This window comes from Citrobacter sp. wls716 (assembly GCF_005280975.1).
GTDB lineage: Bacteria > Pseudomonadota > Gammaproteobacteria > Enterobacterales > Enterobacteriaceae > Citrobacter > Citrobacter youngae.
In genome coordinates this window covers 21,724-37,628 of record NZ_SZWX01000023.1, presented here as the reverse complement: position 1 = coordinate 37,628, position 15,905 = coordinate 21,724, and the positions used below count along the sequence as shown (strand labels likewise).

Here is a 15,905-nt window from a genome sequence, read left to right as displayed (position 1 = left end):
ACGAATTGCCCTCGACCAGAAAGACAGCTTATGGTGTGATCGGGGTTCAATAAATCGCTAAACAGGGTATACTCCAGCGGTTTTCTTAGTTGTTTATTGTACTAAACGCTCCCGTGAGAGGATGCTACTGCGCACCTATGACACAATTCGCTTCTCCTGTTCTGCACTCGCTGCTGGATACAGACGCTTATAAGTTGCATATGCAGCAAGCCGTTTTTCACCACTACTATGATGTACAAGTAGCGGCTGAATTTCGTTGCCGTGGCGATGACCTGCTCGGTATTTATGCCGATTCTATTCGCGAACAGGTGAATGCTATGCAGCACCTGCGACTGCAGGAGGACGAGTACCAGTGGCTCTCCGGCCTGCCTTTCTTCAAAGCTGATTACCTCACCTGGTTACGTGATTTCCGCTATAACCCGGAACAGGTTTGCGTCACCAATGACAACGGTAAGTTGAACATTCGCTTAACCGGGCCATGGCGCGAAGTGATCATGTGGGAAGTTCCGCTGTTAGCGGTGATAAGCGAGCTGGTACACCGTTATCGCTCGCCCGAATCAGGCGTCCCACAGGCGCTGGCTGAGCTGGAAAACAAATTAGCAGAATTCTCTGCTTTAACGAAAGATGTCGATATGTCCCGCTTCCATCTGATGGATTTCGGTACGCGTCGTCGTTTTTCACGTGAAGTCCAGCAGGCTATCGTTAAACGCCTGCAGCAAGAGCCGTGGTTTGTTGGCACCAGCAACTACGATCTTGCCCGTCGTTTGTCATTAACGCCGATGGGAACCCAGGCGCATGAATGGTTCCAGGCACACCAGCAAATCAGCCCTGAGCTTGCCACCAGCCAGCGCGTTGCCCTGGCCGCCTGGCTGAACGAATATCCCGACCAGCTCGGCATCGCCCTGACCGATTGCATCACCATGGACGCGTTTTTGCGCGACTTTGGCGTTGAGTTTGCCACCCACTATCAGGGTTTGCGCCACGACTCTGGCGATCCGGTGGAATGGGGTGAGAAAGCCATCGCCCATTATGAAAAACTGGGCATTGACCCGCAAAGCAAAACGCTGGTGTTCTCCGATAACCTCGATCTGAATAAAGCGATTGAACTCTACCGCCACTTCTCTTCTCGCGTGAAGTTGAGCTTTGGTATCGGGACACGCCTGACGTGTAACATCCCCCAGGTTAAGCCGCTGAATATCGTTATCAAGCTGGTCGAATGTAACGGCAAACCGGTGGCGAAGTTATCTGACAGCCCGGGTAAAACCATCTGCCATGATAAAGCGTTTGTGCGCGCGCTGCGCAAAGCCTTCGATCTCCCGCATATTAAAAAAGCCAGCTAGTCCTTCCAGGGAGCCACTTTGGCTCCCTTTTCACGTTTATTTCCGAAATCTTTCACTCCAGCTACGAATTCTGCTTGTCTGATTGCAGATGCCAGGTAACATAGGTATCCCCCCCATTATGGGTGGACATGTGTTTATATATCCGACTATTAACAGAGAGAATATTATGAGCGTTGTGCCTGTAGCCGACGTACTCCAGGGCCGCGTAGCCGTTGACAGCGAAGTCACCGTGCGCGGATGGGTGCGTACCCGCCGAGATTCAAAAGCTGGCATCTCCTTCCTCGCCGTTTATGACGGTTCCTGCTTTGATCCTGTACAGGCCGTCATCAATAATTCTCTGCCCAATTACAATCAGGACGTACTGCGCCTGACGACGGGTTGTTCAGTTATCGTAACGGGTAAAGTCGTTGCATCACCTGGACAAGGACAGAGCTTTGAAATTCAGGCCACTGAAGTTGAAGTCGCGGGCTGGGTTGAAGATCCTGATACCTACCCAATGGCGGCTAAGCGTCACAGCATTGAGTATCTGCGTGAAGTGGCGCATATGCGTCCGCGCACCAATATGATTGGTGCGGTAGCGCGCGTACGTCATACGCTGGCGCAAGCGCTGCATCGCTTCTTCCATGAGCAGGGTTTCTTTTGGGTATCTACTCCGCTGATCACCGCTTCCGATACGGAAGGTGCGGGTGAAATGTTCCGTGTTTCTACGCTGGATCTGGAAAACCTGCCGCGTAACGATCAGGGTAAAGTCGATTTCGATAAAGACTTCTTTGGTAAGGAAGCGTTCCTGACCGTTTCCGGTCAGTTGAACGGTGAAACTTACGCCTGCGCCCTGTCCAAAATTTATACTTTTGGCCCGACGTTCCGTGCAGAAAACTCTAACACCAGTCGTCACCTGGCAGAGTTTTGGATGCTCGAGCCGGAAGTCGCTTTTGCCGATCTGAACGATGTTGCAGGTCTGGCTGAAGCAATGCTGAAATACGCGTTCAAAGCCGTACTGGAAGAACGTGCGGATGATATGAAGTTCTTCGCCGAACGTGTCGACAAAGACGCGGTATCACGCCTGGAACGTTTTATTGATGCTGACTTCGCGCAGGTGGATTACACCGATGCGGTAAGCATCCTGGAAAAATGCGGCAAACAGTTCGAAAACCCGGTTTACTGGGGTGTCGATCTGTCTTCTGAGCATGAACGCTATCTTGCCGAAGAACACTTTAAAGCGCCGGTGGTTGTTAAAAACTATCCGAAAGATATTAAGGCGTTTTATATGCGCCTTAACGACGACGGTAAAACCGTTGCGGCAATGGACGTGCTGGCACCGGGAATCGGTGAAATCATCGGTGGTTCTCAGCGTGAAGAGCGTCTGGACGTGCTGGATGCCCGTATGCTGGAGATGGGTCTGAACAAAGAAGATTACTGGTGGTATCGCGATCTGCGTCGCTACGGTACCGTTCCGCATTCCGGTTTTGGTTTGGGCTTTGAGCGTCTGATCGCTTATGTCACCGGCGTACAGAACGTCCGCGATGTTATTCCGTTCCCGCGTACACCGCGTAACGCCAGCTTCTAACGTTGTCGCTTTAATCATAAAGGCCGGCACTGCTGGCCTTTTTTCGTTCAGCGCATTGCTGTATTTGTCGCCTTAGATGGACTCTCATCCCGCACTAAACTCAACCCGTAAATTCCCCCTTCCTGTTACGCAATGTTTCACTGCAACATTTGAGAACAAAAAATAATCACTATTTTTATTGTGGATTAGCACTTCATGATCAAATAGAGCATTTATTACCCATTCACACGGCATTCTGGACGGCCAAAATATGCATTTGTAAAAATGGTTCTTTTTTGCGGGGCTAGATAAAAATGTCGTTAGCAAAATTAAGTATAAGAAAATCATATAAATAGATAAAACTGAGCAAAATTCAATCGCAGGGACACCTGAAATTTGAAGTCGTTCACAAAGTTGCATAAAAATAACGTTTTGTTACACATTTTTTCTTTTTGAAACCAAATCTTTATATTTGTAGCACTTTGAGAGTAGCGAAACGGTAGTTTGAATGGAAAGATGCCTGCAGACACATAAAGACACCAAACTCTCATCAATAGTTCCGTAAATTTTTATTGACGGAATTTATTGGCGGCAGTGGCAGGTGTCATATAAAAACCGATGAGGGTAATAAATAATGATGAAGCGCAATATTCTTGCAGTGGTTATCCCTGCTCTGCTGGTAGCCGGGGCAGCTAACGCTGCAGAAGTTTATAACAAAGATGGCAATAAAGTAGACATCTACGGTAAAGCTGTAGGTCTGCACTATTTTTCCAAGCACAACGGTGACAACGCCTACGCACCTAATGGCGATCAGACTTACGCCCGTCTTGGTTTCAAAGGGGAAACTCAGATTAACGACCAGCTGACCGGTTACGGCCAGTGGGAATACCAGTTCAGCGGCAATAACTCCGAAGGCGGTGACGACTCTCAGAATGGGAACAAAACCCGTCTGGCGTTTGCTGGTCTGAAATTCGGTGACGCAGGTTCCTTCGATTACGGTCGTAACTACGGCGTCGTATACGATGCACTGGGTTACACCGATATGCTGCCAGAATTCGGTGGCGATACTGCGGCTTCCGACCAGTTCTTCTCTCAGCGTAACGGTGGCCTCGCGACTTACCGTAACTCCAACTTCTTCGGTCTGGTTGAAGGCCTGAACTTCGCTGTTCAGTACCTGGGTAAAAACGAGCGTGATGACGTTCGTCGCTCTAATGGTGACGGCGTTGGCGGTTCTGTAAGCTACGAATTCGAAGGCTTCGGTATCGTCGGTGCATACGGCGCGGCTGACCGTACCGATGCCCAGCAAAACCCGCTTCTGCGCGGCCATGGCGACAAAGCTGAGCAGTGGGCTACCGGCGTGAAATACGATGCTAACAACATCTACCTGGCAGCGAACTACAGCGAAACCCGCAACGCAACCCGCATTTCTAACGGTTATGCGAACAAAACTGAAGACGTACTGTTAGTTGCTCAGTACCAGTTCGACTTCGGCCTGCGTCCGTCCCTCGCCTATACCAAATCTAAAGGTAAGGATATCGAAGGTATCGGTGACGTAGATCTGGTGAACTACTTCGAAGTGGGCGCGACTTACTACTTCAACAAAAACATGTCCACCTATGTTGATTACATCATCAACCAGATCGATTCTGACAACAAACTGGGCGTAGGCTCTGACGACACCGTTGCAGTGGGTATCGTTTACCAGTTCTAATAGCAGACCTCTTTGCTAAATGCCTAAAAAACAGGACTTCGGTCCTGTTTTTTTATATCCGCCAGCGGATTCTTGCGTCTTCAAAAAACACCCCTGCTTTTCGTCACTAACGGTTGGCATTTTGTAAATCTACCGTTAACCTGATAGCGGACTTCCCTTCTGTAACCACAATGGAACCTCGTCATGTTTGAGAACATTACCGCCGCTCCTGCCGACCCCATTTTGGGCCTGGCTGATTTGTTTCGTGCCGATGACCGCCCGGGGAAAATCAACCTCGGAATCGGTGTATATAAAGATGAGACAGGCAAAACGCCGGTACTGACCAGCGTTAAAAAAGCCGAGCAATATATCCTGGAAAATGAAACCACCAAAAACTATCTTGGCATTGACGGTATTCCAGAGTTTGGTCGCTGCACTCAGGAATTACTGTTTGGTAAAGAAAGTGCTCTGATTAATGAAAAACGCGCGCGTACCGCACAGACCCCTGGTGGTACGGGTGCCCTGCGTGTGGCCGCTGATTTCCTGGCAAAAAACACCAGCGCAAAACGCGTGTGGGTCAGCAACCCAAGCTGGCCGAACCATAAGAGCGTATTTAATTCTGCTGGTCTGGAAGTGCGTGAATATAACTATTACGATGCTGCAAACCATTCACTGGACTTTGATGCATTGCTGGCAAGCCTGGCTGAAGCACAAGCTGGCGACGTCGTATTATTCCACGGATGCTGCCACAATCCGACCGGTATCGATCCGACGCTGGAGCAGTGGCAAACGCTGGCTCAGCTGTCAGTCGAAAAAGGTTGGTTACCACTGTTCGACTTCGCCTACCAGGGCTTTGCGCGTGGTCTGGAAGAAGATGCAGAGGGTCTGCGTGCATTCGCCGCGCTGCATAAAGAGCTGATTGTCGCCAGCTCCTATTCCAAAAACTTTGGTCTGTACAATGAGCGCGTAGGTGCCTGTACACTGGTTGCAGCTGATGCTGAAACCGTTGACCGTGCCTTTAGCCAGATGAAATCGGTAATTCGTGCGAACTACTCCAACCCGCCAGCCCACGGTGCATCCGTAGTCGCCACAATTCTGAGCAACGATGCGCTGCGTGCCATCTGGGAACAGGAACTGACTGACATGCGCCAACGTATTCAGCGCATGCGTTTACTGTTTGTCAATACGCTGCAGGAGAAAGGTGCAAACCGCGACTTCAGCTTTATCATCAAACAGAACGGTATGTTCTCTTTCAGCGGCCTGACAAAAGAACAGGTTCTGCGTCTGCGTGAAGAGTTTGGTGTCTATGCCGTCGCTTCCGGACGTGTAAACGTCGCAGGAATGACGCCAGATAACATGGCACCGCTGTGCGAAGCGATTGTCGCAGTGCTGTAATTTATTGCGCATAAAAAGGCCGCAATCGCGGCCTTTTTATTTATCTGCGGTGTTACCAGACTGGCATTTCATCCTGCAGGAACGGGTTATGTAGCCGTTCGTTACCCAGCGTAGAAAGTGGGCCGTGACCCGGGATAAACGTCACGTCATCACCCAATGGTAAGAGTTTACGTTTAATCGAATCAATCAATTGGTTGTGATCCCCACGCGGGAAATCACTGCGCCCTACGCCACCTTTGAAAATCACGTCGCCTGAAATCAGTAACTTTGATTGTTCATCAAAGAAGACAACATGCCCTGGCGTGTGACCCGGGCAATGCAGCACCTGTAAGGTTACGTTGCCGACGCTAATCCGATCGCCTTCGTTTAGCCAGCGATCGGGCGTCAGCGGCTCACAGTCACCCAGGCCAAACATGCGGCTCTGAGCAGGGAGCCCCTGTAACCAGAACTCATCTTCTTTTTCCGGACCAATAACCGGAACACCATAATGCTGTGCCAGTTCAGCCGCTGCCCCTACATGGTCAAGATGTCCATGGGTAAGCAGGATCTGCATGAGCGTCAAACCGCTGGCATCGACTTCCTGTTTGATTTTCTCGGCATCACCGCCGGGATCGACCAGTGCGGCCAGACGCGTCTGCTCACACCAGATTAGCGAGCAGTTCTGGGCGAATGCAGTGACCGGAATAATACGATAGTTCATACAGCTCCTGTTTCATTAAGCTTACGGATCACCAGTGCCGTGCAGGCCCGGTGTCGATATGCACAAAGTTACTGCTGGGGTAGTATCCTACACCACCTGCGCGCATAGATAACGCAGCTTTGCGAATATTGCTTAATGCGATGCCTTCAATGTGGAAATCCATGGCCTGGCCTTTCGTGTGGTAGCTTTTCTTTGCCACACCACGACTACGTGCACGGAGTTCGTTATTGGTATCGATGGAACGATAGCCGGAGATCAGTTGTACGGGTTTACGCGTACCCAGCAATCCCTGCAGACGGAAGAGTTGATCAAACAATCCCGGGTCGATGGATTTCACTTTATTCGCCCGAAAGTCACGGAAAAAGTGATTAAGTTTTGCTAATTCGTCCTGAATATAGCCCCTGCCATCAAAAAACTCTGCTTTTATTGACTCACCGGTATGCAGGTTATTCAGAGTCAATATACGCGGACGTGGGGTGGAGAGTGTAGCAAACGCAGGCGTAGGCAGGATGGCAGCGCCGAGGGCAATGCCACCAAGCGCCAGCAGTTTGCGGCGATTAGCGTCAAATTTGTCCATGGTATTAAGGTCTACAGGTCAATGTTATCGTATGTATGCTCTAGCGCACGCGGGAAACCTTATCTGGCTAAGTAGTCCACGTCAAGGCTCCCAAACCCAGGAAATACGGGGCTTGCAGCCATCCTGCCCCGTTTTCGTCATAACTTACGACAATCATTTTCCTCGAACTGCTTCATTTATCTGATTAATTGCTCAGCTTTCGACATGATTTGTGCGCTGGATCGCGCTGTCTGATCGTAATTGTAAATATCTGTTCGATACTGCGTACGTCCATCGCTTCCCACAAAGGCAGTCAGATAGTACAGGTTGACCGGAATATTCTGGCGGATATTTACATACCGCGTATCCCCTTGCTTCAGGGCATCCGAGATGCGCGTATCATTCCAGCCAGCATCCTGCAGCAGCATATTCGCCAGTTCCGAGGCCTTATTCACGCGCACACAGCCAGAACTTAGCGCCCGAGTATCCTTCTGGAACAAATTATGGTTTGGCGTATCGTGCAGATAAATAGCGTCCGAACTCGGCATATTGAATTTATAGCGACCCAGCGAATTACGCGCGCCCGGTGCCTGCTGGAAGCGGAACGGCAGATTTGAGGCGGTGATTGTAGCCCAGTCAACCTGCCACGGATCTATCGTCTCTTTGCTGTTCCAGCCGCGCATTACAGTATACCCGTGACGCTCAAGGTACCCCGGATCGTTCCACAATTTAGGCAGAATATCTTTCCGGGCCAGCGTCGGCGGCACGTTCCACGGTGGATTTACAACCACATTATTCAACGCGCTGCTCATCATCGGCGTTTTACGATCGGGACGTCCGACAATAACACGGGAAGCCAGCACCTGATTTCCGTTCTGATAATAAACCAGCGAGTAGGCTGGGATGTTTACCATGATGCCGGTAGACAGATCGCTCGGCAGCAGGCGCAAACGCTGAATATTTAACGCCAGTACGCCCGCGCGTTGAGCAGGCGTCACGTTCAGCCAGTCACGCGTCGCAGGGCCAATCGTGCCATCGGCCCCCAGCCCCTGCCATGTCTGAAAACGTTTCACCGCGTCAACAAGTTCGCGATCGTAGGCGCTACGCCCTTCTTTGGCAGAAGTGCTGACACCGGCGTTCAGCATTCCGGTACGACGCAGAATTTCGCGCAGCGCCGGGATATCATTACTCCATTCACCGGGACGCAACGTCGTGGTGCTGGTTAACCGTGGCCAGGGTCGCGAATCCCCCACCAGCTTCAGCAACGACTCATGCATTGCAGCATACTGTGGATGCTGAGGTGTAAGGCTGGTGATAAATGAAGTTAGCTGACCGTTGTCCAGCGCTACCTGCCATTGGTTAACAACGGAGAGCGGTGGCGTTGCCAGTGCATAAGGCTTATCGCTGTAGAGCCAGCGGCTACCTTTGACGGGGATATTGGCAATAAAGTGCAGATAGCCCATCATCGCATCAGAAAGTACAGTATCACGTGCCAGGCCTGTGACTGCTGGGTCAGTCAGTAACGCAACCCAGGCGTTAAACTGCGGCTGAAACCCGGCAATCGCCACCTCGGCTAACTGTTGTTGAAAGGCTTTTACCGCATCACGATTTTCCCACATCGGTTTCATTTCGCGTGCGGCATACAGTAATTCCAGCTGGCTCATATAAACCGGCGTATAGCCTGCTGGTAGCTGAGATTGCAATTCAGCGCGGGCTTTGTCCACAGATGTGCCATTGGGCAGAGACTGAATTCCCGCCATCACACCTGTCGCGTAAGATTGTACCTGCGGTTGCGATAACGCTGTAGGCTGTTCGCTGACGGCCGCAGAGCTGTCGCCAGGAATCATTTCAGGCTCATCAGCCTGCGCGTTGAACAGTGGAGCGAATGTTACGGCCAGGCACAAACTGATTGCCGACAGCCGACGACCACACATTTTATTAAGCAACATCCCTTGCCCCCTGTTTTCTTTATCATACTTTGAGTAGCCAGACCGCCTGTATTCCCCATTACTCTCAAGGGAGCGGGCCTGTAAAACGCCAATACATTCTGAAGTATGACGAGCAAGCCCGGTGACGCGTTAGGCTTACCTTCAGTATATAAACATCAAATCATTTTTGCCTAACCTAATGTAAAGAAGTCTAAAGAAATTACACCAGGTATCATGTGCATATCGGAAAAGAAAAAGGCGGCTTTAGCGCCGCCTTTTTACTTAGCTTGCCTGCGAAGAGGCATCTTCTATCCCAGGTAAGGGCTCAGGTAACTGAGGGGCAAAACCACGCAGACCCACCACATGAACGTGTTCGGTGTTCTGGAAGACTTTACGCACCAGTTTGTAGGTTGTGCCTTTCTCCGGGCTGATATTTTCCGGCGCAGCAATAATCAGCTGCATCTGCAAACGCTCGCACAGTTCAAACAGGGTTGCGATGGAGCGGGCATCAAGTCGTGCGGCTTCATCAAGGAACAACAGGCGGCATGGCGAGATATCTTTCCCACGCAGTCTACGCCCTTCATCTTCCCAGCTTTGAACAACCATCACGAGGATTGACATCCCGGTACCGATCGCTTCCCCTGTGGACAGGGCGCCCGATTCGGCACGCAGCCAACCGTCAGAACCACGGTTAACCTCAACTTCCATTTCCAGGTAGTTGCGGTAGTCGAGCAGTTCTTCACCAATGGTTTGCGGCGTACGCTGTCCCATGTCAATCTGCGGATTCAGACGCTGATACAGCTTCGCCAGCGCTTCAGAGAAGGTCAGACGATTGCTGTTAAACAGATCCTGGTGCTGCTCATGCTGCTCGGAGAGTACGTCCAGCAAGGTGGCATGCGTCTCGCGTACGTTGACGTTCAGACGAACGCTGTTTACCTGGCCAAACGACACGCTTTGCAGACCCTGGTTCAACATACGAATACGGTTCTGTTCGCGCTGAATTGTCTTACGAATAATATTTGCCACGCTGCGAGAGCTGATGGCCAGCTTCTGTTCACGGGAGGTTAACTCTTCCGTCAGACGGCTCAATTCAATCTCCATCTGCTCGATGGCTTCAACCGGATCGTCGGTACGGATAATATCCTGGCGAATACGTTCACGCAGATGCTGGTAAACCGCAACAAAGAATTGAATTTTACGTTCTGGACGTTTTGGATCTTCAGACATGCGCAGCACATCGCGCAGATGTTCGTTATCCGCAACCGCCAGACGTAGCGCACCGAGCGCCTTATCCGACATCGAACGCAGTTCGTCACCGGAAAGATAGGCCAACTCGCGACGGTGCAGACGACGCTCCACACCGTTATCTTTCACCATCCGCATCACCGCACACCAGCCGGCTTTCGCGGTCACCACCTGCTCACGCATTTCATGGTAATCGCGCTCAAGCTTGCGCAGTCTGCGGGTCAGGTTTTCCATCTCCGCTTCGCAGAAGGTTAGCGCTTTTTCCAGTTGGTTGCGACGCGCGCGATTATTACTGAGCTGCGCATGCAGTTCATCACGACGAATACGCGCACGCTCTTCAGCGCCGCTGTCTGCGCGAACGCCGATATCCTGCAGTTCGCGTTGTAAATCGTTCAGTAGCTCTTTCTTGGTGTCATAAGAGCTTTTCAGCGAGGCCATAACCTGATTGTACTGGCTCAACTGCGCGGCATGGCTGCGCAACGCTTCACGGGCGCGGGTACGTTCAGCTTCCGCCTGTTCCAGACGCTCACGCAGTTTCTCATTCAGATCGCTGTTACCGCTGAGCATTTCGGCGGAGTCGGAATAGCTAAAGTGCGCCCGGCGCTGTACCACTTCGGTCAGGGCAAAAGCTTGCTGACGCGCATCACGCTGCATCTGCTGAGAATACGCGTAGTCTTCTTTCAGCTGTTCAAACTGCTCCGGGTCATTTTGCAGAACCGAAACCATCGGTTCCAGTTTGGCTAACTGGTTGCCGTGCTGCTGCACAAAACGCGCCGCTTCCTGGGCTTCATCCAGACGCTCACGAATTTCGTCCACACGATCGGCCAGCATGTCATCTGCCAGCAAATTCAAACGCGGCAGCAGGCGGTTAAGAGCAGAAACCCCCTCTTTCGCCTGTTCAAACTGCATACGGCTTTGCTGATTATCATTTTCATGATTGGTCAGCGCACGTTCGAGTTCAACGCGACGGCTGTTCAGTTGGCGAATTTCCGCTTCCGGATCGGCTTCAAATGCCACCGACAGATGGCTGCCAATAAAGCGGCTAAACGCCTGGTGCAGACGTTGGGTTTTCTGGACGTCAAAGGAGAGCGTTGCAAAACGTTCAGACAGCCCTTCACGCTCGGCATGCAGGGTTTCGATACGGCTTTCGCGCGCAGCACGACCAAAAATCGGCACCGTCGGGAAGCGGGAATAACGCCACTGACGCTCGGCGGTTTTCACCACCACCGCTTTTTCAAGTTCATCGACGCTGAAAACGCTGTCATCAAACGACTGCGGATCCCCTTCGATGAAATAGAGGTCTTCCGGGCAATCCGTCAGCCCATCAAGTTGCTCAGTAATCAGTGACAGATCCGGCACCACGATGGCATGGCGCGAAGGACCGTACAGCGCAGAGAAGTACGGCGCATCTTCAAGGCTAACATCGTCATAGATTTCAGACAGCAGCACGCCGCCGAAGCGTTCCGCCAGCGCAGTGAGGCGCTGATCTTCCGCCCCGCCCGGCTGACTTAAACGTTCAATCTCTTCATCAACCGCATTTTTGCGCGCGCCGACTTCATCACGCTCAACAATGGCTTCACGCTCGCGCTCCAGCAATTGTTGCAGATACTCAGTCACATCCTGGCTGGAGGTAAACTCTTCACCACACTGTTCGCTAAGCTGGTTCAGGCTATTTTGCGCGGCCAGCCAGACAGGCGCGCGTTTCATCAGATGCTGGATACGCGATTGCAGCTGCTCCTGCTCCTGACGCAGCGTCATACGCTGTTCGCTGGCAGACGAGACGCTGTCCGACAAGGCGGCGATACGCGCTTCCAGTTCCTGGTGCAGCGCTTCCAGCTCATCGATATCGAACTGTTTACCCTGACGCTTGCAGAATTCAGCCAGCAGACGCTCGGCTTCCTGCTGTTCGCGCAGACGCTGTTCCAGCTCGCTCAAACGCATGCGCAATGGCTGAACCTGTTCCGCCAGGTGGCGCTGTTCAACGCCTTCGCGCAGCAGCTCACGCGCCACGCTCCAGGCTTCACCACGCGCCAGCGGGCCGTTGATAGCCGCCACCAGCTGGTAAGCCTGTTCGAACTGGCTGTGCGCAGTTTGCGCCACGCTCATTTTTTGTTCCAGCGTCAGCAACTTCTCGGTCGCTTCCTGCTCTTTGGCCTGGAAGGTTTCCAGCCATTCAGCGGCGCTATCGGCGGTCAGATCCGGTAAGTGGCAAAGCTCTTTGGCTCGGCTCAGTGCCTGAATCGCCTGAGTGTACTGGATGGCGCGCGTTTGCTGGACGTCCAGCGCCTGCTGGTAATCGGCAAGCTGGCTTTTCAGCTCATCCACTTCCAGCTCGGCGGCTTCCGCACGGGCTTCATTCTCATCCTGACGATCGACAGCTTCTGCCACGACTTCATTTTGTTCTTCGAGACGGATCTGCAACTCTTCGAGATCCGCTTCGTAGCGTTCAATTTTTTCCTGCTGACGCAGTGCGGTTTGCACCAGATTCAGATGATCGCTCGCAGCCTGATAATCGGCTTCCAGATCGCCTTCCGCGCCGTTATGCTCGCCCAGTTCACGCGCCATATCCACATGCTTATACTGCTCTGCGGCCAGCTGCTGGCGCGAGGTATACAGTTCACGACGATATTCCAGCGCTTTGTCGAGGTGAATACGACGTTCATTAGCGTGGCGCATATAATCTGCCGCCACATAGTTAGTCGCTTCGCTGATCAAATGCTTAAACAGGTCACGATCTGACTGGGTGACGCGAATCGCTTCCAGCGTCATGCGGTTTTCACGCAGCGCCGCTTCCATATCCTGGAACGCTTTACGCACGCCGCTGTTTTCTGGCAGCAGGTAATCGCGCAGTGAGCGAGTAATGGCGCTGGAGATACCGCCGTACAGTGAGGCTTCAATCAGGCGATAGAATTTACTACGGTCGGAGGCAGAGCGCAGACGACGGGCAATGATGCCCAAATCGAACATCAACGAGTGATAATCGGTTATCGAGTTGAACTGCTTAAACTGCACGCCTTCCATCTCATCAAGCTTCTCTTTTAGCTCAGCAAGAGACAGCACGCGAGCCTGCCGTTCGTTCAACGTTTCCGTGACCAGTTGGGTTGGCTGCACCGACATCGGTAACCCCTGAATCGCAAATGGCTTGATGTCCACTTTACGATCGCGCCCGGCAACCTGCTGCAGACGCACGCCAACGACCACACGCTGATGGCGCGAGTTGAGCACGTCAAGCATCGAGTAACAGACACCTGCTTTCAGCTTTCCGTGCAGACCTTTATCGCGTGAGCCGCTGGTTGCACCGGCTTCGGTGGTATTACGAAAATGCAGCAAGGTTAAGTCCGGGATAAGCGCTGTAACGAATGCCGCCATGGTGGTGGATTTACCCGCCCCGTTCCCGCCCGACAGCGTGGTAACCAGCTCATCAAGGTCAAACGTACGGGCAAAAAAACCATTCCAGTTAATCAGCGTAAGTGAGCGAAATTTACCGCGTTCAATCATTATTCTTCTTCTCCACTGTCCGGCTGATTCTCTTCGGGCTCATCGTTGAGCTGCAGGCGGTTCTCGACCGGCATCGCTTCGCCATCACGAATTAAGCGACGCTGCGCTTCGCGCGGATCGTCACCGCTGCGCACGTCCGCGCCAAAGCGGAAGACTGATTCCGTAATACGGAATTTGCTACTGTCGTGACCCATAAACCACACCATGCCTAAACGACGCAGGCGGTTAAGTGAAGAACGCACTTTTTCCTGGAGTTTCTGGCGATCAACGTCCGAACCGGTCGAACGGTTGTTCACCAGCTTCAGCAGTTTGGCTTCATCCGCCAGCGTTAGCAGCTCGTCGTACAGCTCTTGCTGAGTAAAAATCCCTTCGTTCGCCAGACGTTCCGGGCTGAGATAGAGATAGCAAAGAATTTTACCGACCATCATGTCCAGTTCAGACAGGACCGAACGGGGAATGAGCGTCGTTGAACGCGGACGAAGGTAGAAGAACCCTTCCGGCGCACGGATCAATTCCACGTTATAGCGGCTGTAAAACTCTTCAAAATATTCCTGAAAATCCATCAGGAAGGCATGATTATCCAGTTCATCCAGACCGATATGGCGGCCCGAACGTAAGGCGCTATCCAGCGCCGGAAATAACGGATTCGCCAGCGCCTGCGCCAGCTTTACCGGCATCACTTGTTCAATATTTGTCAATGACATGCGCCTGTACCTTGGCTCCGTAATCATTAATCGGCTGCCATTTGGCTGGCAGTCCGGTGAAGTCTGCTTGCGCTACGCCAAGACGTACCGCCTGATCGATAACAATACGCGCAACGTCGAAGTGACGCGCACGTGGATATTGCGCCAGATACTCGCGCACGACCAATCCGAGATCCAGTGGCGTTTGTCTGGATTTATAGATAGCCAACTGCTCTTCGATAATTGCCGCCAGCTGTTCGCGGATCTCGTTAAATTCTTCATATTCCAGATCGGCCGGGAGCTCACCGGTGACCTCTTCATCACGCAGCACCATCTCTTCGTCACGCATATCCAGCAGACGATCGGCATTGGCATAGGTCAACGCCCACGGATCGTCAAAATAGCTCTGGACAGACTGACGTAAACGCTGGGCAAAGACGCGATTTTTGTCCATATCAATAGCGGTACGGATAAACTTGTGCACGTGACGATCGTAGCCGATCCACAAATCGATGGATTGCTGACCCCAGCTGATAATACGGTCGAGCTTGCTTTGCAGGTCGAACACCAGCCGGTCGACGAAATGCAAATCGTCATGAGCCATCGTCGCGTCCTGAATGCGTAACAAGTTCGCCTGGAGCTTATCGCCTGCGGCTTCCAGCGTATCCTGCAGTTCACGCAGCGTACCAGACGTTTCAGACAGCAGCATTTCACAGCTGGAAATTGCCGCCCGCCAGTCTTTGTTTAGCAACTGTGCGATGTCGTCTTTTACCTGCTGCTGCTGTTCATCCATGATGCGCTGGGTCAGATCGATACTGTCGAAAATTTCCGCTACCGAATACTTCAATGGTGCATAGACGTTGCGGTGCCAGTGGAATTCATCACCACCTTCTGCGGCGGCATCTGCCGCGCGCTTCAGCTCACCAGCAACAATCGACAACTGCATCGACAAACGCAATGTAGAGAATTCGCGCTGACGAATATAGTAATCCGTGATGCCAATCCCCAGCGGCGTTAAACGATAAATAGCGTTACCTTCCGCCTGCTCGCTGGTAAAGCGGTTCAGCAGACGTTGACGTACCATGTCGTTAATCGCGTTATTGGCGCGAACACCGATGGTTTCGCTGGTTTGCTCAAACGCATCACTCACATGGCGGAACGCATCCACCAGCTCGCCTTCGCTCATCTCACCGTCAAGTCGCTCACCGTTCAGCGTGGCTACCGCCAGCAGGAACGAAAGTCTGTCTACCGGCAGAGAGATGGAGAAGTCATTTTTTCTGGCCCAGGCAACCAGTTCGGGGACTGTCTGGGAAAATTCACTCAT

The 15,905-nt window shown here is 52.2% G+C and carries 10 protein-coding genes; 4 read left to right on the top strand and 6 right to left on the bottom strand.

Features of this window, described 5'->3' with window-relative positions; all coding sequences use genetic code 11:
• The first annotated feature begins 137 nt into the window (after window positions 1-137).
• The 4 genes from pncB (at window position 138) to aspC (ending at window position 5,971) form a co-directional block, all read left to right on the top strand.
• A complete protein-coding gene (gene pncB / locus FDX24_RS06125; RefSeq protein ID WP_137363995.1) occupies window positions 138-1,340 on the top strand; it encodes a nicotinate phosphoribosyltransferase in 1,203 nt (400 codons plus the stop codon).
• 166 nt (window positions 1,341-1,506) lie between these two features.
• Entirely contained in the window at window positions 1,507-2,907 is a 1,401-nt protein-coding gene (asnS, locus tag FDX24_RS06120; RefSeq protein WP_048212128.1) for an asparagine--tRNA ligase, read from the top strand.
• A 613-nt stretch (window positions 2,908-3,520) separates the two neighbouring features.
• The gene (gene ompF, locus FDX24_RS06115) at window positions 3,521-4,597 is read left to right on the top strand and encodes a porin OmpF (protein WP_048212129.1); all 1,077 of its coding nucleotides are present in this window, start codon (window positions 3,521-3,523) and stop codon (window positions 4,595-4,597) included.
• Window positions 4,598-4,780: 183 nt separating this feature from the next.
• Window positions 4,781-5,971, top strand: a complete 1,191-nt coding sequence (gene aspC, locus FDX24_RS06110) for an aspartate transaminase (protein ID WP_061067624.1) — start codon at window positions 4,781-4,783, stop codon at window positions 5,969-5,971.
• 52 nt (window positions 5,972-6,023) lie between these two features.
• Here the strand turns inward: aspC and FDX24_RS06105 are convergent, their stop codons facing one another.
• From FDX24_RS06105 to mukF, 6 genes are all read right to left on the bottom strand, one after another.
• Window positions 6,024-6,671, bottom strand: a complete 648-nt coding sequence (locus FDX24_RS06105; RefSeq protein WP_086523635.1) for an MBL fold metallo-hydrolase — start codon at window positions 6,669-6,671, stop codon at window positions 6,024-6,026.
• Between the two features lie 28 nt (window positions 6,672-6,699).
• The gene (locus FDX24_RS06100; protein ID WP_003831948.1) at window positions 6,700-7,248 is read right to left on the bottom strand and encodes a YcbK family protein; all 549 of its coding nucleotides are present in this window, start codon (window positions 7,246-7,248) and stop codon (window positions 6,700-6,702) included.
• Between the two features lie 176 nt (window positions 7,249-7,424).
• Entirely contained in the window at window positions 7,425-9,176 is a 1,752-nt protein-coding gene (gene ldtD, locus FDX24_RS06095; protein ID WP_115602301.1) for a L,D-transpeptidase, read from the bottom strand.
• 261 nt (window positions 9,177-9,437) lie between these two features.
• Complete coding sequence (gene mukB, locus FDX24_RS06090; protein ID WP_137363994.1) at window positions 9,438-13,898, bottom strand: chromosome partition protein MukB; 4,461 nt, start codon at window positions 13,896-13,898, stop codon at window positions 9,438-9,440.
• Entirely contained in the window at window positions 13,898-14,602 is a 705-nt protein-coding gene (gene mukE, locus FDX24_RS06085) for a chromosome partition protein MukE (protein ID WP_016152457.1), read from the bottom strand. The genes mukB and mukE overlap by 1 nt, the downstream gene beginning before the upstream one ends.
• Window positions 14,583-15,905 (bottom strand): chromosome partition protein MukF, encoded by a 1,323-nt coding sequence (gene mukF / locus FDX24_RS06080; protein WP_048212134.1) that lies wholly within the window; start codon window positions 15,903-15,905, stop codon window positions 14,583-14,585. Before mukF ends, mukE begins: the two co-directional genes overlap by 20 nt.

Coding starts and splice junctions, on each gene's coding strand:
- pncB (WP_137363995.1), top strand. CDS start 138: ATGACACAATTCGCTTCTCCTGTTCTGCACTCGCTGCTGGATACAGAC.
- asnS (WP_048212128.1), top strand. CDS start 1,507: ATGAGCGTTGTGCCTGTAGCCGACGTACTCCAGGGCCGCGTAGCCGTT.
- ompF (WP_048212129.1), top strand. CDS start 3,521: ATGATGAAGCGCAATATTCTTGCAGTGGTTATCCCTGCTCTGCTGGTA.
- aspC (WP_061067624.1), top strand. CDS start 4,781: ATGTTTGAGAACATTACCGCCGCTCCTGCCGACCCCATTTTGGGCCTG.
- FDX24_RS06105 (WP_086523635.1), bottom strand. CDS start 6,671: ATGAACTATCGTATTATTCCGGTCACTGCATTCGCCCAGAACTGCTCG.
- FDX24_RS06100 (WP_003831948.1), bottom strand. CDS start 7,248: ATGGACAAATTTGACGCTAATCGCCGCAAACTGCTGGCGCTTGGTGGC.
- ldtD (WP_115602301.1), bottom strand. CDS start 9,176: ATGTTGCTTAATAAAATGTGTGGTCGTCGGCTGTCGGCAATCAGTTTG.
- mukB (WP_137363994.1), bottom strand. CDS start 13,898: ATGATTGAACGCGGTAAATTTCGCTCACTTACGCTGATTAACTGGAAT.
- mukE (WP_016152457.1), bottom strand. CDS start 14,602: ATGTCATTGACAAATATTGAACAAGTGATGCCGGTAAAGCTGGCGCAG.
- mukF (WP_048212134.1), bottom strand. CDS start 15,905: ATGAGTGAATTTTCCCAGACAGTCCCCGAACTGGTTGCCTGGGCCAGA.